The following is a 17,923-nucleotide window of genomic DNA, read 5'->3' as shown; positions in this document are numbered from 1 at the left end:
GCCCACAAGCGTGCGCGCGTACATCCACGAGCGTGCGCGCGTACAAGGACGAAAAGGGGCCCGGCCGGGCCCCCGCTCCGTCAAGCCCTCGGCGCCACCTTCGTCAGGCCGTTGATGATGCGGTCCATCGCGTCGCCGCCCGTCGGGTCCGTCAGGTTGGCGAGCATCTTCAGCGTGAACTTCATCAGCATGGGGTGGGTGAGACCGCGCTGTGCGGCGATCTTCATGACCTTCGGGTTGCCGATGAGCTTCACGAAGGCGCGGCCGAGCGTGTAGTAGCCGCCGTAGGTGTCCTTGAGGACCTTCGGGTAGCGCTGCAGGGCGAGTTCGCGCTGGGCGGGGGTCGCCCGGGCCTGCGCCTGGACGATGACGTCGGCGGCGATCTGCCCCGACTCCATGGCGTACGCGATGCCCTCGCCGTTGAAGGGGTTCACCATGCCGCCCGCGTCGCCGACGAGCAGCAGGCCCTTCGTGTAGTGCGGCTGGCGGTTGAAGGCCATCGGCAGGGCGGCCCCGCGGATCGGGATCGTCATGTTCTCCGGGGTGTAGCCCCAGTCCGCGGGCATCGAGGCGCACCATGCCTTGAGGACCTCGCGCCAGTCCAGTTCCTTGAAGGCGGCCGAGGTGTTGAGGACGCCCAGGCCGACGTTGGACGTGCCGTCGCCCATGCCGAAGATCCAGCCGTAGCCCGGCAGCAGCCGGTCCTCGCCCGGTCCGCGGCGGTCCCACAGCTCCAGCCACGACTCCAGGTAGTCGTCGTCATGGCGCGGGGACGTGAAGTACGTCCGCACGGCGACGCCCATCGGGCGGTCCTCGCGGCGGTGCAGGCCCATCGCCAGGGACAGCCGGGTCGAGTTCCCGTCGGCGGCGACGACCAGGGGCGCGTGGAAGGTGACCTCGCGCTTCTCCTTGGAGTCGGCGTCGCCGAGCTTCGCGTGGACGCCCGTGATGCGGCCCGTGCGGTCGTCGACGATCGGGGCGCCCACGTTGCAGCGCTCGTACAGGCGCGCGCCGGCCTTCTGCGCCTGGCGGGCCAGCTGCTCGTCGAAGTCGTCGCGCTTGCGGACGAGTCCGTAGTCGGGGTACGAGGCGAGTTCCGGCCAGTCCAGCTGGAGGCGGACCCCGCCGCCGATGATGCGGAGCCCCTTGTTCCGGAGCCAGCCCGCCTCCTCCGAGATGTCGATGCCCATGGAGACGAGCTGTTTGGTGGCGCGGGGTGTCAGTCCGTCGCCGCACACCTTCTCCCGCGGGAACGCCGTCTTTTCGAGGAGCAGGACGTCAAGCCCGGCCTTGGCCAGGTAGTACGCCGTGGTGGAACCGGCCGGCCCCGCCCCGACGACGATCACGTCGGCGGAGTGTTCGGACAGGGGCGCGGCGGGTGCGGAGAGGGGCTGGGACTGGGACTCGGTCACGGCGGGGTCTCCCCAAGGCTCGAAGGCTCGAAAATCTCACAACGCGAAGTCTCGAAATCCGCGTGCTGACGGGCACGGGACATGGGCAGTCTATGCAGCGGTACTGATCACCTGGCTGAAGGGCTGCCCCGTGAACCGAGCTCTCCCCGTGGTACACCTGCGCGTCCCCACCGACGAGGACGCCTTCGCCTGGCACCGGGCCTTCGACCACCCGGACGTGATGGAGTTCCACGGCGGGAAGTCCGCCGAACTGTCCGTGTACGAGGAGCTGACCGCCCGCCAGCGCCGGCACGACGCCGAGCACGGTTTCTGCTTCTGGACGATGCTCGACGAGGAGGGCCGGGTCGTCGGCTTCACCGGCGCCCAGCCGTGGCCCCACGAGTGGGGCCCCAAGGGCGAGATCGAGATCGGCTGGCGGCTCGGCCGGGAGTACTGGGGCAAGGGGTACGTGACCGCGGCGGCGCGGGCCACGCTGGAGCGGGTGCGCGCGACGGGCGTCACGAGCGTGGTGGCCATGGTGAACTCCCGCAACGAACGCTCGATCGCGGTGACCAGACGCCTGGGCATGGAGCTGGCGGAAACGTTCACCACGCCGACGTCGAAGCAGTTCGGGCACTGCTACCGGCTGGCTCTCTGAGGGGCCCGGGCCGGCGGCGGCCCGCCCTGACGACGCCTTCCGGCGGGGCCGGGCATGGGCTTACCCTGCGGGTACCGCTGGGGGTGACGTCTGTGCGCATACCACGCAAGACACCCGAAGTGCGCGTACCGCGGCTCGTCGGTCTGATGGCCGTGGACGCGCGCGAGACGGCCGAGGCGCGTGGGGTGCTCCTCGCCGCGCCCGACCGGCCCGACTTCGACCTGACGGTCGTCGACTACGTCGTACGCCAGTACCCGCTGCCCGGTTCCGAGGTGCCGCGCGGGGCGGTCGTGACGGTGTGGTTCGACCTCGGCGAGGGTGAGGGCGGCGGGGGCGCGGGGGTGCGCGAGCCGCGGCTGCCCCAGCCGCCGTCGGGCGGCCTGCAGCGCGAACTCGACCCTCCGCACGACCCGTTCGCACTCCTCAGGTGAGCGCCGGGCAGCCGCCCGGAACCTCCAGCGGCAGACAGGAACTGTCGGACGGGCCCTAGTCCTGCTTGAAACCGCGGTGCAGCGCGACGATGCCGCCCGAGAGGTCGCGCCAGGCCACCTTCGACCAGCCGGCCTTGATCAGCCGCTCGGCGAGGGCGGGCTGGTCGGGCCATGCACGGATCGACTCGGCGAGATAGACGTACGCCTCGGGGTTCGAGGAGACCGCGCGGGCCACCGGCGGCAGGGCGCGCATCAGGTACTCGGTGTAGACCGTGCGGAACGGCGCCCAGGCCGGGTGGGAGAACTCGCAGATCACCACGCGTCCGCCGGGCTTCGTCACCCGGTACAGCTCCCGCAGCGCGGTGTCCGTGTCCTGCACGTTGCGCAGGCCGAAGGAGATCGTCACCGCGTCGAAGGTGTCGTCCTTGAACGGCAGCTTCGTCGCGTCGCCCGCCGTGAGCGGCAGCCAGGGGTGGTTCTTCTTGCCGACCCTGAGCATCCCGAGGGAGAAGTCGCAGGGAACGACGTACGCGCCCGTGCGCGCGAAGGGCAGGGAGGAGGTGGCGGTGCCCGCCGCGAGGTCCAGGATCTTCTGCGCGGGCCGCGCGTCGACCGCCTTCGCGACCTCCTTGCGCCACACCCGGTCCTGGCCCAGCGACAGCACGTCGTTCGTCAGGTCGTAGCGTTCCGCGACGTCGTCGAACATCGAGGCGACTTCGTGCGGCTGTTTGTTCAGGGATGCGCGGGTCACGGTCCCATTGTGGCAGTACGCATCCCATGAACACGGTTCAGGGCAGCAGTCTCGGCTTCGCCTTCGCCGCCACGTCCTCCACCCAGCCGCACAGCAGGACGAACACGCCGATGAGGATCCAGCCGACGCCGAACATGAACCACTGGCTCTCCAGCGGCAGATACGTCTCGAAGGCAGGGACCTTCCAGAACTGGTCGATCAGCGGGATGGCGAGGATCAGCGCCAGCTCGTGCCAGAGGTAGATCGTCACCGCGCGGGCGTTGAAGATCCGCACGATCCGGTCGAGGCGCCTGGAGCGGGCCAGCCACGCGAAGTCGATCCCGAGGCGCGCCTTCGCGTACATCAGCAGGGTCACGAACCCGGCCGACCAGAACGCCTGCGCGTACGGGATGTCGTCGAGGTCGTACGAGCCGGTCTCGGCCTGGTGGGTGAAGGCGTACCAGCCGCCGTAGCCGATCGCGGCGAGTGACAGGACGACGACGGCGAACGGTTTCAGCCGCTCCAGGACGCCGTCGCGGTGCGCGAAGCCGAGGACCCAGCAGAACAGGTACGTGGCCAGGTCCAGGAGGGCGACGCCGAAGCGGTCGTCCGGCGGCTCCCAGAAGAACTGCAGGACCACGATCGGCGCGAGCGTCAGGATCAGGACGAGGACCGGGGCCAGCCGGAAGACCCTCAGCAGCAGGGGCGACAACAGGACGAACCACAGGTAGGTGCGCAGGTACCAGAGGATCTCCCAGGCCTGCTCGCCCCACGCGTTGCCCGGCGGGTCGCCGAGCGGCACGACCCAGTAGACGATCTGCCAGCCGGGCATCCAGCCGTGGATCAGCATCGCGACGACGACGAAGAAGCCCCAGAACCAGAAGGGCGGCAGGAGCCGGCGGATCCGGCTCCTGATCACCTTGAGGGCGGGCCGCTCCAGGGACTTCGCCATCAGGGTGCCGGCGAGTGCGAACATGATCCCCATGGAGGGCAGGACCATGCCCGCCCAGGCCCAGCCGAAGGTGTGGTAGGTCACGACACGGACGAGGGCGACGGCCCGGAGGGTGTCGAAGTACCGGTCACGCCCTTTCGCGGTACGCGCCCTGGGCGCGGCCTCCGACCGGGCTTCCGACCGGGCTCCCGACGGGGACTGCGGCGAGGGCTCAGGCTCCACCCGCGGCAGGCGGGCCGTGTCCGCGACCACGGCGGGCCCGGCGGCCGGGGGGCCGCCCCGGCGGTGCGAGCCCATCAGCCCACCCCTGCCGGCGTGCCGACCTCTCCGGTGCGCTTCAGCTTCTGCCAGCGCAGCCGGCCACCCGTGAGGGCCGTGATGCAGGAGTGGATCAGGACGAGGTACATCATCTGCCGGTACGCGAGCTGCTGCAGCGGCATCATCAGCAGATACCGGTACTTCTCCCGGTCGAGCCGGAACGCGTACGCCGCGCAGACCAGCTGGACCGCGAGGACGGCCAGCCAGGCGAGCAGCGACGCCTTGAAGTCGATGAAGATCATCGAGTAGACGGTGAACACGTCGATCAGCGGGGCGAAGACCGGCGTGACGATCTGGAAGATCACCACCAGCGGCATCCCGACCCGGCCGAAGCGGCCCGAGGGGCCCTTGTCGGTCAGGGACTTGCGGTGCTTCCACAGCGCCTGCATGGTCCCGTACGACCAGCGGTAGCGCTGGGACCACAGCTGCTTGAGGGAGCCGGGCGCCTCGGTCCACGCCTTGGCGTGCTCCTGGTAGACGACCCGCCAGCCCTCCCGGTGCATGGCGATGGTGATGTCGGTGTCCTCGGCGAGGGTGTCCTCGCTCATCCCGCCGACCGCGAGCACGGCCTCCCGGCGGAACGCTCCGATCGCGCCCGGGATGGTGGGCATGCAGCGCAGCAGGTCGTACATGCGGCGGTCGAGGTTGAAGCCCATCACGTACTCGATGTGCTGCCAGGCGCCGATGACCGTGTTGCGGTTGCCGACCTTGGCGTTGCCCGCGACCGCGCCGACTCCGAGGTCGGCGAAGGGCTGGACCAGCTGGCGTACGGTGTCCGCCTCGAAGACGGTGTCGCCGTCCATCATCACGACGATGTCGTGACTGGCGTGGCGCACGCCGTTGTTGAGGGCGGCCGGTTTGCCCGCGTTCTCCTGGCGGACGACGCGCACGTTCGGCATGCCGAGCGCTTCGGCGATCTCCTTGGTGCCGTCCGTGGAACCGTCGTCCACGACGATGATCTCGATCGGATGGGTGCTCCGCGCCAGCGACTTCAGGGTGTTGGCGATGCACTCCTTCTCGTTGTACGCGGGCACGATCACGCTGACCGGCCGGGTGACGGGCTCCCCCCAGCTGAACCGGCGTCTGTTGCGTTTGCGGTAGTGCCTGCGGGCGAGGACCAGCATCATCCCGAAGCGGCCCATGACGGCGACGCCCACGATCGCGAGCCCGGTCGCGAGCCCCGGTACGGTCCACTCGGCGACGGCGACCGCGGCGACGAGCGCCTTGCCCTCGTAGAGGGTGGTGCCGGTGGCGGTGCGGTGGGCGGCCTGGAGCGCGTTGCCGCCCTGGGCTTCCTGGCCCTGCTGCCCCTGGCCTTCCGGCGCCTGACCCTGCCCCTGCTGACCGCCGGGTGCCTCGCCGCCGTTGCCGGGCTGCTCTCCGTCCGCCTGCTGGTTCGCGCCGGCCGCGTCGGCGTCCGCCTGCTGGGTGGCGCCGCTGATGGTGGTGAAGGTGTAGCCCTTCGCCTTCATCTTCTTGATGTACGTGCCGAGCGCGTCGACCGTCTGCGAACGCTCGCCGCCCGCGTCGTGGAAGAGCACCGAGGCGCCCTTGTTCTTCGACGGCGTGGCCCACTTGATGATCTTCGAGACGCCGGGCCGCTTCCAGTCGTCGCTGTCGGTGTCGACGAAGACGCTGGTGTAGCCCTCGGCGCCGAGCTTCTTGTAGACGGGCCAGCTGTAGTTGTCGATGGCGTCCGTCTCCGAGGAGTACGGGGCACGGAACAGCGTCGTCGTGATGCCCGCCGCACCCGCCAGAGCGAGCTGCGTCTGGTCCATCTCCCGCTCGATCCGGGAACTGCTCTGGTACGAGAGATCGACGTGCGTGAAGGTGTGGATGCCGACCTCGTTGCCCTGGTCCACCAGGTCGTTCACGATCGACGGGTAGCGCGAGACCATCGAGCCGACCAGGAAGAACGTACCCGGGACGTCGTTCTCCTCCAGGATCTTCAGGATCTGGGGCGTCCACGTGGGGTTGGGACCGTCGTCGAAGGTGAGCGCGATGGTCTTCTCCGGGACGGACAGGGACCGGGCCTCGCCGTTCCTGAAGGAGAGGATCGGGCCGCCGTCGATGACGGAGTCCGGGACCTCGCTGGAGCTGGCGTCGCTGCGGACGCGCTCGTCGCCGCCGACCTCCGAGCGCAGATAGCCGTCCAGCAGCATCACGCTGGTGAGGGCGAGAAGGAGCAGCAGGGCGAGGATGACGCGCGGTTTCTGCAGCGCCGCTGCCTTGCCCGCGGCCCGTGTCATCCGGGAGGGGGCCCGCCGGCGGCCGCGCGAGGGCGTCGTAGTAGCCATGGGTGTGGGTCCGTTCCGGTCAGTTGGCGGCCGCGGAGGCGGACGCGGACGGGGCGGAGACGGACGCCGAGGGGGCGGCGGTGGGTGCCGCGCCGGTCGCGACGCCCGAGGGCGGGGCGCCGGTGGGCCGCGCGGGCGGACTGCCGGTACCGCCCTGCGGCTGGAGCCCGCCGCCGGGTCCTGAGTTCTGACCGCCGTTCGGACCGCCGCCCCCGAAGGGCAGCAGCGACGACGGAGTGAGCGAGGGGCCCCACCCCATGAATGCCATGCCGAGCACGACCGCGTACCCGATACAGACGACGCCGAGGAGGATGCCGATCCGGCGCAGAAACCTCGCCCTGCGGCCGGAGTTGTCAACGAACACGGGACCGTCCTCAGGCCCGTTGCCGCGTTTGCGGCGGCGGCCGCGCACGGCGGCGCGGGATTCGATGGCAGGCTCGGAATGCATTCCCCGGATATTAGGGAGCCTTTATGTGTCCAAAACTCTGATTCTGTTGTGAGACGGCCATGAGAAACGACCGAGTCTGTCTTTTCCCTGAGAGAATCCCTGATCACAGGACAGGGCGCGGACTGCCGAGAAGATGCCCAATTTCCGCATATACAAGCCCGGTTGGTCCCGTTTGCCGGGCCGTTTCCGTGCGCTTCCCCTGAATGCGCTGTCTTCGTGCGGCGGGTCCGCCCGTGAGACATTTCCCTTTCGGAAACGCGGTTTGTTTCCATCCTGAGACGAGAATCACGAGAGTGGGAGCATGCGCGATGAGGACTTTCCTGAAGCCGGCTGCCGGGCTCGTCTGTGTGATCGCCCTGGCCACCGCGGGGTGTTCCTCGGGGACGGACGACTCCTCCGGCTCGTCCTCCACGAGCCGCCCGCAGAGCAGCCCGTCACCCTCCGGGAGTGCATCGGCCGGCTCGTCGGGCACCGCCTACGCCCCGTACGTCAGCGCCACCACCGCCTCCGACAACGACTCGGCCGGCTCCCCCTCGACGTACAACCTCGCCTTCGTCATCGCGGACGGCAGCGCCTGTACGCCTTCGTGGAACGGCACGACCGCGATCGGCGACTCGGCGGTGAAGTCCCGTATCTCGGCGCTGACGGAGTCGGGCTCGGCCGTGCGGGTCTCCTTCGGCGGGGCGTCCGGGAAGGAGCTGGCCTCGACCTGTGACAGCGCCTCCGAACTGGCCGCCGCTTACGGGAAGGCGCTCGACGCGGCCGGGGCCACGGAGGCCGACTTCGACGTCGAGGGCACGCAGTTGACCGACTCCGCCTCGGTGGCGCTGCGCTCCGAGGCGATCGCGCTGCTGCAGAAGGAGCGCGAGGACCTGTCGGTCACCTTCACGCTGCCCGTCATGCCGTCCGGCCTCGACGACGACAGTGTGGCGCTGCTGGAGTCCGCCAACGACAAGGGTGTCGTGGTCTCCACGATCAACATCATGACCATGAACTACGGCAGTTCGTACGACGAGGACATGGGCGACTACGCGAAGACGTCGGCGCGGGCGGCCCACGACCAGCTGGAGGAGGTCTTCGGGCTGTCGGACGCGGGTGCGTGGAAGGGCCTCGCCCTCACCTCGATGCTGGGCGTCAACGACGTGGACAACGAGACGTTCTCCCTGGCGGACGCGGCGGAGGTGCGGGCGTTCGCGGAGGAGAAGGGGGTCGCGTGGGTGTCGATGTGGTCGACGTTCCGGGACCAGCGGTGTGAAGGGGACGATGCGGGTTCGGACGACGCGGCGACGAATTGCAGTGGGGTGGAGCAGGAGGCGGGGGCGTTCGGCGAGGCGTTCTCGGGGTGAGCCGGGGTCTTGGGGTGGCTGAGCGTGGTTCATCGGGTGCGGGTGCGCTGTGGCTGGTCGCGCAGTTCCCCGCGCCCCTTAAAGGCAAAAGATTGCGCCGTTCCCCGCGCCCCTGAAAGACAAAAGACTGCGCCGTTCCCCGCGCCCCTTGGGTCAGGGGTGGCTGGCGTAGGCGGTCAGGCGGGCGGCGAAATCGGTGGTCAGGGTGCGTAGTTCCTCGGGGGACTCGATGACGAACGGGCAGTCCAGGGAGGCCAGTACCGGGGGGAGCCAGTCGAGGTGTTCCGCACGGAGTCGGACCCGGAGCCAGCCCTCCTCGTCGCTCTGCTCCAGGGTCGCGACGCTCGCGGGGAGGCGGGCGCGGATCTGCTCGGTCGTCCCCTGGATCCGCAGGGCCACCTCGTAGCGGTACTCGGCTGTCGCGAAGCCCGACACCACGCGCTGCGCCGGGTCGAGTCCCTCGGGGAGCTCGAACGACCCCGGCAGCGTCCGCGCGTCCGCGATGCGGTCGAGCCGGAACGTACGGTCCGCACCGCTGTCCGCATCCTGACCTGTGACGTACCACCGGCCCGCGTGGGCCACGATCCCGTAGGCGTGCAGCGTGCGTTCGCTGCGCCGGCCGTCGCCGCCGGTGTATCTCATCGCGACCGGCCGGCAGTGGCTCACCGCGTCGGCGAGGGTGAGCAGGACGTCGGCGTCCGGGGTGTCGAACCCGCCGGGCCGGTCCGTGAAGGCCAGCGAATCCAGGAGCGCGTCGAGCCGTCGTGCCACTCGCTGGGGCAGCACCCGGCGGATCTTCGCCGTCGCCGTCTCACTCGCCGTGTGCCCCGCCGTCACCAGCCCTGTCCTGCGTCCGGCGAGCAGGCCGAGCAGCACGGCCAGCGCCTCGTCGTCGCTGAGCATGAGCGGCGGGAGGCGGTGTCCGGGGCCCAGCCGGTAGCCGCCGTACCGGCCGCGCACCGACTCCACGGGCACGTCGAGGTCGATCAGCTGCCCCACGTACCGCCGCACGGTACGACCGTCGACGCCGAGCCGCTCGGCCAGTTCGGCCACGGTCCGGGTGCCGCCGGACTGGAGCAGTTCCAGGAGGGTCAGTACGCGTCCGGCGGGTTTGGGCATGTGCGCAGCCTAGCGTCGATACCGGGCCGAATCTGTCCTCTATCTGTCCTAGCCTGCGAGACGTACCGCCCCGGCAGCACACCTGAGGAGACCCCCATGAACTTCGTCTCGATCCGCATCATCACCGGCGATGTCGCCCGCCTCGTCGCGTTCTACGAACGGGTTTCGGGACTGAGCGCGGCCTGGGCCAACGACGACTTCGCCGAACTGGCCACGCCCGGCGCCACCCTGGCCATCGCGAGCACCCGCACGGTCCCGCTGTTCGCCCCGGGTTCGGCCCGCCCGGCGGACAACCACAGCGTGATCACCGAGTTCCTCGTCGACGACGTGGACGCCGTTCACAAGAACCTGGCCGAGTACGTCACCGACGTCGTGGCAGAACCCAGGACGATGCCCTGGGGCAACCGCTCCCTCCTGCTCCGAGACCCCGACGGCAACCTCGTCAACTTCTTCACCCCGGTGACCCCGGAAGCCAGGCAGAAGTTCGCAGCCACCACGTGACCCGAGGGGGCCTACGGCCCCCGAAGGGGCGCGGGGAACTGCGCAACCAGCCACGACGCACCCGCAGCCACCACACAGGCCCAACCGGCGGAGCTAACGGCGCCGATGCACAAGCCGCCCCGCACACACCGTCGCCAGACACACCCCGTCCGCGCCGAACACGGCAAGATCGGCCCGCCCCGTCGGCCGGATCACGGGCGGCACGGCACCGGCCGGCACCGCACCGGTCAGCACGACCACGTCCGTACGCTCGGCTGCAGCCCGCAGTTCGGGCGTATCGGCGTACTCCGCCAGCACGGCCACCGCCCCCAGCTTCAGCAGAGCGTGGATGCGCTCGCGGGGCGTGGGCGCGTCCGGTACCGGCCCCAGGTGGACCAGGGCAGGCCCGAGCACTCCGGGCCAAACCCGCACCCGCGCCCCCGGAAACCGCTCCCGCAGCTCGTCCAGGGCTCCCGTCGCTGCGACCCGATCCCCCTCCACCGCAACGGCCCCACCCTTGACGGGACCGGGACCGGGACCGGGACCGGAGCCGGAGTCGTCCCAGCTGTGCCGCAGCTCGTCCGCCGCGTGGATGGTCAGCGCCACCGGACCGAAACCCCTTTGCCGCGGACCTAGTTGGAGGCGAGCAGCTTCAGCTCGGGGTGAGCGGTCCCGCCCTCGATCGCGGTCGACGAGATGTGCGACTGGACCCGGTCGTCGACGGGGTCGTTCGCCGGGTCGTCGTGGACGACCAGGTGCTCGTACGTCGTGGCCCGCTGCGCCGGCACGCGGCCCGCCTTGCGGATCAGGTCGATGATCTCCATGCGGTTCGAGCGGTGCTTGGCACCGGCGGAGGAGACGACGTTCTCCTCCAGCATGATCGAGCCGAGGTCGTCCGCGCCGTAGTGCAGGGACAGCTGGCCGACCTCCTTGCCGGTGGTGAGCCAGGAGCCCTGGATGTGGGCGACGTTGTCCATGAACAGCCGCGCGATGGCGATCATCCGCAGGTACTCGAAGAGCGTGGCCTGCGTACGGCCCTTGAGGTGGTTGTTCTCGGGCTGGTACGTGTACGGGATGAAGGCGCGGAAGCCGCCCGTCCGGTCCTGTACGTCACGGATCATCCGCAGGTGCTCGATGCGCTCGGCGTTGGTCTCGCCGGTGCCCATGAGCATGGTGGACGTGGACTCCACGCCCAGGTTGTGCGCGATCTCCATGATCTCCAGCCAGCGCTCGCCGCTCTCCTTCAGCGGGGCGATGGCCTTGCGGGGACGGGCCGGAAGCAGTTCCGCGCCCGCGCCGGCGAAGGAGTCGAGCCCGGCGGCGTGGATGCGCTCGATCGCCTCCTTCGCGCTGACCTTGGAGATCCGGGCCATGTGCTCGACCTCGCTCGCCCCCAGGCTGTGGATGACGAGCTGCGGGTAGGCGGCCTTGATCGCGGAGAAGTGCTCCTCGTAGTACTCGACACCGAAGTCCGGGTGGTGCCCGCCCTGGAACATGATCTGCGTGCCGCCCAGCTCGACGGTCTCCGCGCAGCGGCGCAGGATGTCGTCGAGGTCGCGCGTCCAGCCCTTGTCGGTGGCCTTCGGCGGGGCGTAGAACGCGCAGAACTTGCACGCCGTGACGCAGACGTTCGTGTAGTTGATGTTCCGCTCGATGATGTACGTCGCGATGTGCTCCGTACCGGCGTACCGGCGGCGGCGTACGGCGTCGGCGGCGGAGCCGAGCGCGTGCAGCGGGGCGTCGCGGTAGAGGTCGAGCGCCTCTTCCGGGGTGATCCGCCCACCCTCGGCGGCACGGTCGAGGACGGACTGGAGGTCGGCCTTCTCGGTCACCGGAGCGGTCCCTTTCATAGGGGTGTGGACGGACTGATCCAGCGTACGCCAGCGGGAACGATCATCCGACGTCAGGCGGTGTTCACCCGAACGGGGGCCTCATCACGCGGCGAACGCCCCGATGAGCAGGCCCACGAAGGCGCCCGCGATCAGGAAGGGGCCGAAGGGGATGGACGTCTTGCGCCCGGCCCTGCGGGCCACGACGAGCCCCATCCCGTACAGCCCGCCGAACAGGAACCCCGCGAACGTGCCGAGCAGCACGGTCCCCCAGCCGTACCAGCCGAGGACGGCGCCGAGGCCGAGGGCGAGTTTCACGTCGCCGAAGCCCATGCCGTTGGGGCTGATGAGGAAGAGGACGAAGTAGCCGCCGCCGAGGGCCAGGGAGCCGTACAGCGCGGTCGGCCAGTCGCCCGCGTGCTCGGGCGCGGCCCACGCGCCCGCGAGCAGCACGAGCGCGGCGCCCGCGAGGGACAGCGTCAGCACGTCCGGCAGGCGCTGGACGCGGAAGTCGACGACGGCGAGGAGGACGCCGAGGGGCGCGAGCAGCAGCCACACCGCCAGCTCGGGCCGGGTACCGGTGGCCGCGGCGAGGGCACCGCACACGAGCGCGGTGGCGAGGGCGACGGGGAGGGTGCCGGGCCCGTAGGTACGCCCGCCGCACTCCCGGCAGCGGGCGAGGCCGATCCAGCCCCCGAACCGTCCGGCGACGGGATGTCCCTCGGGGCACCGGTCCGCCCACGGCTCGTCGGGGGCGACGGAGAAGCGGTACGCGGGGCGGGGCACGAACAGACCGGCGGCGCCGCCCCACAGGACGGCGCCGGCGAGCACCAGCAGGTCGGTCGGCGCGAGGCTGTTCATCCCGCGGCGGCGACGCCGCTGCGCCAGGTCGGCAGCAGCTCGTCGAGAAGCGCCTCGGTGCGCGGCGGCAGCCCGCGCGCGCCGCTGCGGGCCACGAGGTCGGCCGCGAGCCGCTTCAGGCGGTTGCTGTCGCCGGTCGCGTGCGTGGCCCGCAGCAGTTCGTGCCACAGCCGCTCGTCGCCGGGCGCGGAGCCCAGCGCCGCGTCGAGCGCCTCGATCGCCTTCTCGGCGCGGTCCTTCTCCAGGTGGAACGCGGAGAGGGCGAGGCCGATGTCCGCGACGAGCAGCGGCAGCTGGGCGTCGATGATCTCGTGGGTGAGCCAGCCGTACCGCCCCTCGGGCCGCTCGGCCAGCAGCGGACCCCGTACGAGCACCAGCGCGTCGGTGAGCAGCCGGCCGCGCACCGCACGGCTGCCGGCGCCCCGGCCCTGGGTGGCCTCGTGGTAGAGCGAGCGCAGCACGTCGAGGTCGGACACGACGGACTTGGCGAGCTTGAGCCGCCCGGTCGCGTCGGCGGCCAGCCGCGGTGTGCCGTCGGGGTCGGCGCCGAGCCAGGCGCGCAGCCGCTCGACGAGCGCGTCCCGTACGTCGTCGGTGACCCCGCGCGGCCAGAGCGCGGAGGACAGCACCCGCGGGTGCACGCCCTCGCGGTGCAGGAGCAGCAGCGCCAGCGCCTCGTGGAGCAGCGGGCTGCGCTCACCGTCCGGGGTGTCGAGCCCGATGATCTCGTACGGGCCGACGAGCCGCGCGTACACCGCGGGACGCCCCTGTTCGCTGATGTCGACGAGGAACGGCGGTGTCGGGGTGGGCCGGTCGTCGTCGCGCTCGGGGTCGGCGTCGGTGAACAGCTCGACGACGGCCCGCTGCTGGGACACCGGCAGGAGCTGCGCGTCGAGTTCGAGGCCGAGGAGCGGTGCGAGGAGCTTGCCCTCGCTGGTGATCTCCATCTCCCAGGCGGCGCCGGGCAGGTCGCCGGTCCGGGTGCCGACGAGGTAGCCGATGCCCAGCCGGCTGGCGTCGGCGGCCAGTTCGGCGAGCTTGACGGCGTCCTCGGCGGACGGCTCGGCGGCCAGCAGCACGAGGTGCGGGGCCCAACGGGTGTGCTGGGCCGGGCCCGTGCGCCCGGTGAGCACCGAGTCGTGGCCGGCCGCGCCCAGCGCGCCGCGCCGCTGCCGTGTCTCGGCCTCCATGGTCTCCACGAGCGCCTCGATGTCGTCGAGGTGCCGGAGCCGGTTGGGGGCGAGCGGCGTCAGGTCCTCGCCGAAGCCGACGAGGGTGATGGTCATGCGGTCGGACCAGCCGTTGGTCGCCAGCTCGGCGGCCACGGAGGCGAAGACGCCCGCGCGGTCCTGCTCACGGCCGCTCAGCGAGACGATGCCGGGCACCGACTCCAGGTTGAGCAGCAGCCGCGAGTCGTCCATCGTGCCGAGGCTGACGAGCCCGGGGTACGGGGCTGCCGTGTCCACGTCCTCGTACCGCTCGGCGTCGGCGCGGGCCAGCATCCAGAACGTCTGGTCCTGCCCGAGCTGCCACGGCGCGGGCGGCCGGCCGGCCGGCTGGGCGAGCTGCAGATGCAGATCGCCGTTGCCGCCCATCCAGGCCGCGTACACGGTCGGCAGCGGACGGGACTCCCCCGCGAGCGACGCGGCGAGCCCGCGCAACGACCGGTCCAGCAGCCGTACGCCCTCGGGGTCGGCCCCCACCAGCAGCGCGTCCTGCGCGTCGGCGGCGGCGCCGGTGGGCGTGGGCGGCTCCATGCCGCGGCGCCCGCCGACGGCACCGAGCGCGGACTGCCACAGCGCTTGGCGGCGGCGCCGGCCGAGAGCACCGAGGAGACCCGCGGCGAGGAGGGGTGCGCCGAGGAGTGCCTGCGGCAGCCCGAACCCGCTGCCCTCGCCGGCGGCGGGCGCGGCATGCTCCTGCCCGCCCTGCCCGGCCCCCTGCTGAGCGCCCTGGCCGGGGCGCTGCTCGGGAAGACTGATGTGGGCGGTGTCACGGTCGAGGGAACCGGAACCTGTCCCCCCGCCCTGCTGTCCGGGCCTGCCCTGCTCCTGCGCGCCGCCGGTCCTCGCGTAGTCGGAGATCTGCCGCTGGACCTCCGGCGAGACCTTCGGGGCCTCGTCGGGCATCTCGACCAGTTCGCCGCCGCGGGCGTCGCCGGGCATCTCCATGATCCAGCCGGGCCGGATGAGGCTGGCCTCGGACAGCTTCGAACCGTCGGGCTGCGCACGGTCCTTGTTGAGCTGGTAGATCTCCTTGTACCGGCGTCCGTCACCGAGGTGGCGCTCGGCGACCTCCCACAGGGAGTCGTGGTGGCGCCCCTCGGGCGGCTGGATCCGGTAGAACTTCGTGGCGTCCTCGGACACCTGGCCGCTGCCGCTCTCCGCGTGCGCGGCGGCGTCGGCGGCCTGCTCGGCCAGTGCGGCGGCGCTCGCGGCGGTCTGCGCCTGCTGCTGCGCCAGCAGTCCGCCCGGGGTCTGCTGGGCCGCCGCGGCGACGGCGGGCCGCTGGTTGCCCTCCAGCTGCTGGCCCAGCTGCGACAGACCCGGCGTGAAGCTCGCCGCGGCGGCGCCGACCAGCAGCAGCGCGGCGACGAGCTGCCGGGCGAGCAGCTGGCTCGGGCCGGCCCCGGGGACACGGTTCGGCAGTCCGACACCGGACAGCGCGGCCTTCATCTCGACGAGCACGCAGGCGGTGAACTGGGCCCAGGCGAGCCAGACGACCACGGTCAGCACGTTGATGAACGTGCCGACGGTGATCTCCTGCTGGAGCCAGTCCGTCGACGGCGCCCCGGAGGGCAGCGGCCAGCCGATCTGCAGGGCGAGCGCGCCGGGCACGCCGACGAGCAGCACGACCAGGGCGACGAAGGCGAGGAACGCCTTGACGAAGTCCCCCACCGTGCGGCGGCGCCGGGGCAGGGGCTGCGGCGTCCGATTCCTCGGACCCGGCGAGCTTCCCGGCGGGTTGGAAGTGGTACGTCGCGCCATGGCGGGTGTCCTGATGTCGTGTGGGAAGGGAGGGAGAACGGGGGTGTGCTGAGCCTACTTAGATCGTATTGAGCCTGTCGAAGGGTAAGGAGAGGGGGCGAGCCTCCACTGCGCCAGGTTCAGCACCATCTGCCGCCTAAGCCCGATTCGCCCGGTCGGCCGGCTGCCCGACACCACCCGAATCGGTACGGCTTCGCACCTGCCACGGGTGCACCCCTCACGATCCCCACACAATCCCCCGGAGCCGGTGCGCCTCCGCTTCGTATAGTCGGATCGTGCACGGGCATCACCTCGTGCACAGGCGTCAGAACGTGCGCAGGCGTCGGACGGTGCACAGACGCATGTCGCCGAGGCACGGACACGACAGCCGAGGCACGGACACGACAGGGGGACCGCTCATGGGAAAGCCCGACCTCGCGCTGCCGCTCAGTGACCTGGAGGACTACGGCACCCGGCTGCGTGACATCAAGACGCGGATGAACCACACCAAGAAGCTCTTCGAGTCCTACAGGGACGACATCGGCGACGGCGGCGTCTACGACAAGCTGGAGGACTTCGAGTCCAACTGGGAGGACGGCCGCGAGGACATCAACCAGCAGCTCGACGCCCTCGCCCAGATGTCCGAGGCGATCGTGCGCGAGTTCAAGAAGCTCGACGACGACCTCGCGAAGCAGGTGTCCGAGGGTGTGAAGTCCGACGGCAAGGGCGGGAAGAAGGACGGCGGCGCGTAGCCGCCCGCGGGGCGCCGCCCGCCCCGGCGGGCACCCTCCGCGGGGTCACCCCACCTCGTTCTCCGCCACGGCCCGCCCCCGTACCGTCACGTCGCCGCCGTAGAACATGCCGGTGAAGACCGGGGAGTAGGTGAGCTGGACCTCCACCTCCACCTGGTCGGCGTTGGCGGCGACGCAGTTCGTGGCGGCTATGTCGGCGCCGGTCATGCCCATCTCCTGGGCGAAGGCCTTCACGCGGGCGCCGCAGTTCTCGAAGAGGATCGGGGCGCCGCCGCCCTCGTTCTCGTACAGCGCGTCGAGGTCGACGTCCTGGGCCGCGTACCGGGCGGCCTGTTCCGCGATGTCGGCGGCGCGTTCGCGCTTGGAGATGGACAGGCCGCCGTCGATGACGAAGGCCGACAGGGACAGGAACACGAGCGCGAAGATGATGACCGCGCCGGCGCCCGACCCGCGGTCGTCGAGGCGCGCGCGGCGGGCCGCCGCCCACGCGCCCAGGGTGTCCTTCACGCGCACCGTCACGCCTTCCTCTTGAAGGGGTCGAGCGGCGAGGTGAACGACGCGTCGAGGCGGGTCGGTACGTCCAGACCCAGCATCGCGAGCCCCCGCACCTCGCAGCTGACCTCCACGGTGAACAGGTCCGCGTCCTCGAAACCGGCGCTGGTCTTGGTCACCGTCACCGGACCGGCGCAGACGTCCGCCAGGTCGGCGTCCGCGGCCTTCTGCGCCTCCGCCATCGCGGAACCCTGGTCGCGCTGGAGCGAACCCGAGCGGGCCGCGTCCCGGGCCGCCCCGTCCAGTGCCCCACGCCCGTCCACCAGTTGCCCGAACGCCACCAGCACCAGGATGAAGAGGATCATCACCGGCGCGAGGATCACCACCTCCACGGTGGACAGTCCCCGGTCACCGAGGTCGGCGCCGCGCGAAAGCAGTCGCCTCACCACTGCGCGCATCTAGTTCCCGTCATCCTCGACGAACCGCTCCACCGGTCCCACCGACTGCGCGTGCACGGTCAGATCGAGCCCGGGGAACACCGACGGCACCTTCGCCGTGATCTCCACCCCGACCGAGTCCGGGTCCGGCTGGAGCAGCTTCACGTCCGGCCCGAGCACCAACTGCGGCCCCAGCTGCGCGATGTAGCTGTCCACGACGTCCCGTGCCTCGCCGCGCCACGCGCCCGGCGACTCGTCGGCCGTGGCCCGGGCCTTGCGCGCGCCGGCCTGGGCCGCGGCCTGGGCCACGTGGTCGGCGAAGAAGTACAGCGCGAACTGCACCGTCGCGAAGATCATGAAGAAGAGGACCGGCGTGAGCAGCACGAACTCGATCGCGGTCATGCCGGAGTCGCCGC

Annotated in this window: 18 protein-coding genes; 5 read left to right on the top strand and 13 right to left on the bottom strand. The window is 71.1% G+C overall.

The window, feature by feature from the left end:
* Positions 1-80 precede the first annotated feature (80 nt).
* Positions 81-1,412 carry a geranylgeranyl reductase family protein gene (locus ACFWGJ_RS02450; RefSeq protein WP_387320367.1) on the bottom strand — a complete coding sequence of 444 codons (1,332 nt, stop codon included), beginning with the start codon at positions 1,410-1,412 and terminating at the stop codon, positions 81-83.
* 130 nt (positions 1,413-1,542) lie between these two features.
* Here ACFWGJ_RS02450 and ACFWGJ_RS02445 point away from each other — a divergent pair, with 130 nt between their 5' ends.
* Both ACFWGJ_RS02445 and ACFWGJ_RS02440 read left to right on the top strand, forming a co-directional pair.
* Entirely contained in the window at positions 1,543-2,049 is a 507-nt protein-coding gene (locus ACFWGJ_RS02445) for a GNAT family N-acetyltransferase (protein ID WP_387320366.1), read from the top strand.
* 92 nt (positions 2,050-2,141) lie between these two features.
* On the top strand, positions 2,142-2,480 hold the full coding sequence (locus ACFWGJ_RS02440) for a PASTA domain-containing protein (protein ID WP_263973116.1): 339 nt from the start codon (positions 2,142-2,144) through the stop codon (positions 2,478-2,480).
* 55 nt (positions 2,481-2,535) lie between these two features.
* Here the strand turns inward: ACFWGJ_RS02440 and ACFWGJ_RS02435 are convergent, their stop codons facing one another.
* The 4 genes from ACFWGJ_RS02435 to ACFWGJ_RS02420 are packed head-to-tail and all read right to left on the bottom strand — an operon-like array spanning position 2,536 to position 7,225.
* Positions 2,536-3,231, bottom strand: coding sequence for a demethylmenaquinone methyltransferase (locus ACFWGJ_RS02435; RefSeq protein ID WP_387320365.1), 696 nt, complete (start codon positions 3,229-3,231; stop codon positions 2,536-2,538).
* A 37-nt stretch (positions 3,232-3,268) separates the two neighbouring features.
* On the bottom strand, positions 3,269-4,459 hold the full coding sequence (locus tag ACFWGJ_RS02430; RefSeq protein WP_387320364.1) for an acyltransferase: 1,191 nt from the start codon (positions 4,457-4,459) through the stop codon (positions 3,269-3,271).
* Complete coding sequence (locus ACFWGJ_RS02425; protein ID WP_387320363.1) at positions 4,459-6,777, bottom strand: bifunctional polysaccharide deacetylase/glycosyltransferase family 2 protein; 2,319 nt, start codon at positions 6,775-6,777, stop codon at positions 4,459-4,461. The genes ACFWGJ_RS02430 and ACFWGJ_RS02425 overlap by 1 nt, the downstream gene beginning before the upstream one ends.
* A gap of 19 nt (positions 6,778-6,796) precedes the next feature.
* Positions 6,797-7,225 carry a hypothetical protein gene (locus ACFWGJ_RS02420; RefSeq protein ID WP_210881958.1) on the bottom strand — a complete coding sequence of 143 codons (429 nt, stop codon included), beginning with the start codon at positions 7,223-7,225 and terminating at the stop codon, positions 6,797-6,799.
* 308 nt (positions 7,226-7,533) lie between these two features.
* On the opposite strand from ACFWGJ_RS02420, the gene ACFWGJ_RS02415 reads away from it, so the two are divergent.
* Positions 7,534-8,571 (top strand): chitinase, encoded by a 1,038-nt coding sequence (locus ACFWGJ_RS02415; protein WP_387320362.1) that lies wholly within the window; start codon positions 7,534-7,536, stop codon positions 8,569-8,571.
* Between the two features lie 153 nt (positions 8,572-8,724).
* Here the strand turns inward: ACFWGJ_RS02415 and ACFWGJ_RS02410 are convergent, their stop codons facing one another.
* Positions 8,725-9,690, bottom strand: a complete 966-nt coding sequence (locus ACFWGJ_RS02410; RefSeq protein WP_387320361.1) for a helix-turn-helix transcriptional regulator — start codon at positions 9,688-9,690, stop codon at positions 8,725-8,727.
* 96 nt (positions 9,691-9,786) lie between these two features.
* On the opposite strand from ACFWGJ_RS02410, the gene ACFWGJ_RS02405 reads away from it, so the two are divergent.
* Positions 9,787-10,191 (top strand): VOC family protein, encoded by a 405-nt coding sequence (locus ACFWGJ_RS02405; RefSeq protein ID WP_381832948.1) that lies wholly within the window; start codon positions 9,787-9,789, stop codon positions 10,189-10,191.
* A 93-nt stretch (positions 10,192-10,284) separates the two neighbouring features.
* On the opposite strand, the gene ACFWGJ_RS02400 is transcribed toward ACFWGJ_RS02405, so the two are convergent.
* From ACFWGJ_RS02400 to ACFWGJ_RS02385, 4 genes are all read right to left on the bottom strand, one after another.
* Positions 10,285-10,776: a hypothetical protein gene (locus ACFWGJ_RS02400; protein WP_381832951.1), complete on the bottom strand. Its 492-nt coding sequence runs from the start codon at positions 10,774-10,776 to the stop codon at positions 10,285-10,287.
* Positions 10,777-10,802: 26 nt separating this feature from the next.
* Positions 10,803-12,002: a cyclic dehypoxanthinyl futalosine synthase gene (gene mqnC / locus ACFWGJ_RS02395; RefSeq protein WP_387320360.1), complete on the bottom strand. Its 1,200-nt coding sequence runs from the start codon at positions 12,000-12,002 to the stop codon at positions 10,803-10,805.
* Between the two features lie 102 nt (positions 12,003-12,104).
* The gene (locus ACFWGJ_RS02390) at positions 12,105-12,860 is read right to left on the bottom strand and encodes a prepilin peptidase (protein ID WP_387320359.1); all 756 of its coding nucleotides are present in this window, start codon (positions 12,858-12,860) and stop codon (positions 12,105-12,107) included.
* On the bottom strand, positions 12,857-15,847 hold the full coding sequence (locus ACFWGJ_RS02385; protein ID WP_387320358.1) for a BTAD domain-containing putative transcriptional regulator: 2,991 nt from the start codon (positions 15,845-15,847) through the stop codon (positions 12,857-12,859). Before ACFWGJ_RS02385 ends, ACFWGJ_RS02390 begins: the two co-directional genes overlap by 4 nt.
* Before the next feature lie 398 nt (positions 15,848-16,245).
* Between ACFWGJ_RS02385 and ACFWGJ_RS02380 the strand changes: the two genes are divergently transcribed.
* Positions 16,246-16,578 carry a hypothetical protein gene (locus ACFWGJ_RS02380; RefSeq protein ID WP_366782191.1) on the top strand — a complete coding sequence of 111 codons (333 nt, stop codon included), beginning with the start codon at positions 16,246-16,248 and terminating at the stop codon, positions 16,576-16,578.
* A gap of 45 nt (positions 16,579-16,623) precedes the next feature.
* On the opposite strand, the gene ACFWGJ_RS02375 is transcribed toward ACFWGJ_RS02380, so the two are convergent.
* Genes ACFWGJ_RS02375 through ACFWGJ_RS02365 form a run of 3 tightly spaced genes read right to left on the bottom strand, consistent with a single transcriptional unit; the run spans position 16,624 to position 17,909 of the window.
* Positions 16,624-17,097: a pilus assembly protein TadG-related protein gene (locus tag ACFWGJ_RS02375; RefSeq protein WP_247706212.1), complete on the bottom strand. Its 474-nt coding sequence runs from the start codon at positions 17,095-17,097 to the stop codon at positions 16,624-16,626.
* Positions 17,094-17,528 (bottom strand): TadE/TadG family type IV pilus assembly protein, encoded by a 435-nt coding sequence (locus ACFWGJ_RS02370; RefSeq protein ID WP_385834687.1) that lies wholly within the window; start codon positions 17,526-17,528, stop codon positions 17,094-17,096. The genes ACFWGJ_RS02375 and ACFWGJ_RS02370 overlap by 4 nt, the downstream gene beginning before the upstream one ends.
* Entirely contained in the window at positions 17,529-17,909 is a 381-nt protein-coding gene (locus ACFWGJ_RS02365) for a TadE family protein (protein ID WP_387320372.1), read from the bottom strand.
* Between the last annotated feature and the right edge of the window lie 14 nt (positions 17,910-17,923).

This window comes from Streptomyces sp. NPDC060205 (assembly GCF_042728395.1).
In the GTDB taxonomy this organism is placed as follows: domain Bacteria; phylum Actinomycetota; class Actinomycetes; order Streptomycetales; family Streptomycetaceae; genus Streptomyces.
The sequence above is the reverse complement of the archived record's forward strand: the minus strand, read 5'-3'. Positions and strand labels throughout refer to the sequence as shown.

Excerpts from the sequence above, each read along its gene's own strand:
- ACFWGJ_RS02430 (WP_387320364.1), bottom strand. The coding sequence starts at position 4,459 with ATGGGCTCGCACCGCCGGGGCGGCCCCCCGGCCGCCGGGCCCGCCGTG.
- ACFWGJ_RS02425 (WP_387320363.1), bottom strand. The coding sequence starts at position 6,777 with ATGGCTACTACGACGCCCTCGCGCGGCCGCCGGCGGGCCCCCTCCCGG.
- ACFWGJ_RS02420 (WP_210881958.1), bottom strand. The coding sequence starts at position 7,225 with ATGCATTCCGAGCCTGCCATCGAATCCCGCGCCGCCGTGCGCGGCCGC.
- ACFWGJ_RS02415 (WP_387320362.1), top strand. The coding sequence starts at position 7,534 with ATGAGGACTTTCCTGAAGCCGGCTGCCGGGCTCGTCTGTGTGATCGCC.
- ACFWGJ_RS02410 (WP_387320361.1), bottom strand. The coding sequence starts at position 9,690 with ATGCCCAAACCCGCCGGACGCGTACTGACCCTCCTGGAACTGCTCCAG.
- ACFWGJ_RS02405 (WP_381832948.1), top strand. The coding sequence starts at position 9,787 with ATGAACTTCGTCTCGATCCGCATCATCACCGGCGATGTCGCCCGCCTC.
- ACFWGJ_RS02390 (WP_387320359.1), bottom strand. The coding sequence starts at position 12,860 with ATGAACAGCCTCGCGCCGACCGACCTGCTGGTGCTCGCCGGCGCCGTC.
- ACFWGJ_RS02385 (WP_387320358.1), bottom strand. The coding sequence starts at position 15,847 with ATGGCGCGACGTACCACTTCCAACCCGCCGGGAAGCTCGCCGGGTCCG.
- ACFWGJ_RS02380 (WP_366782191.1), top strand. The coding sequence starts at position 16,246 with ATGGGAAAGCCCGACCTCGCGCTGCCGCTCAGTGACCTGGAGGACTAC.
- ACFWGJ_RS02370 (WP_385834687.1), bottom strand. The coding sequence starts at position 17,528 with ATGCGCGCAGTGGTGAGGCGACTGCTTTCGCGCGGCGCCGACCTCGGT.
- ACFWGJ_RS02365 (WP_387320372.1), bottom strand. The coding sequence starts at position 17,909 with ATGACCGCGATCGAGTTCGTGCTGCTCACGCCGGTCCTCTTCTTCATG.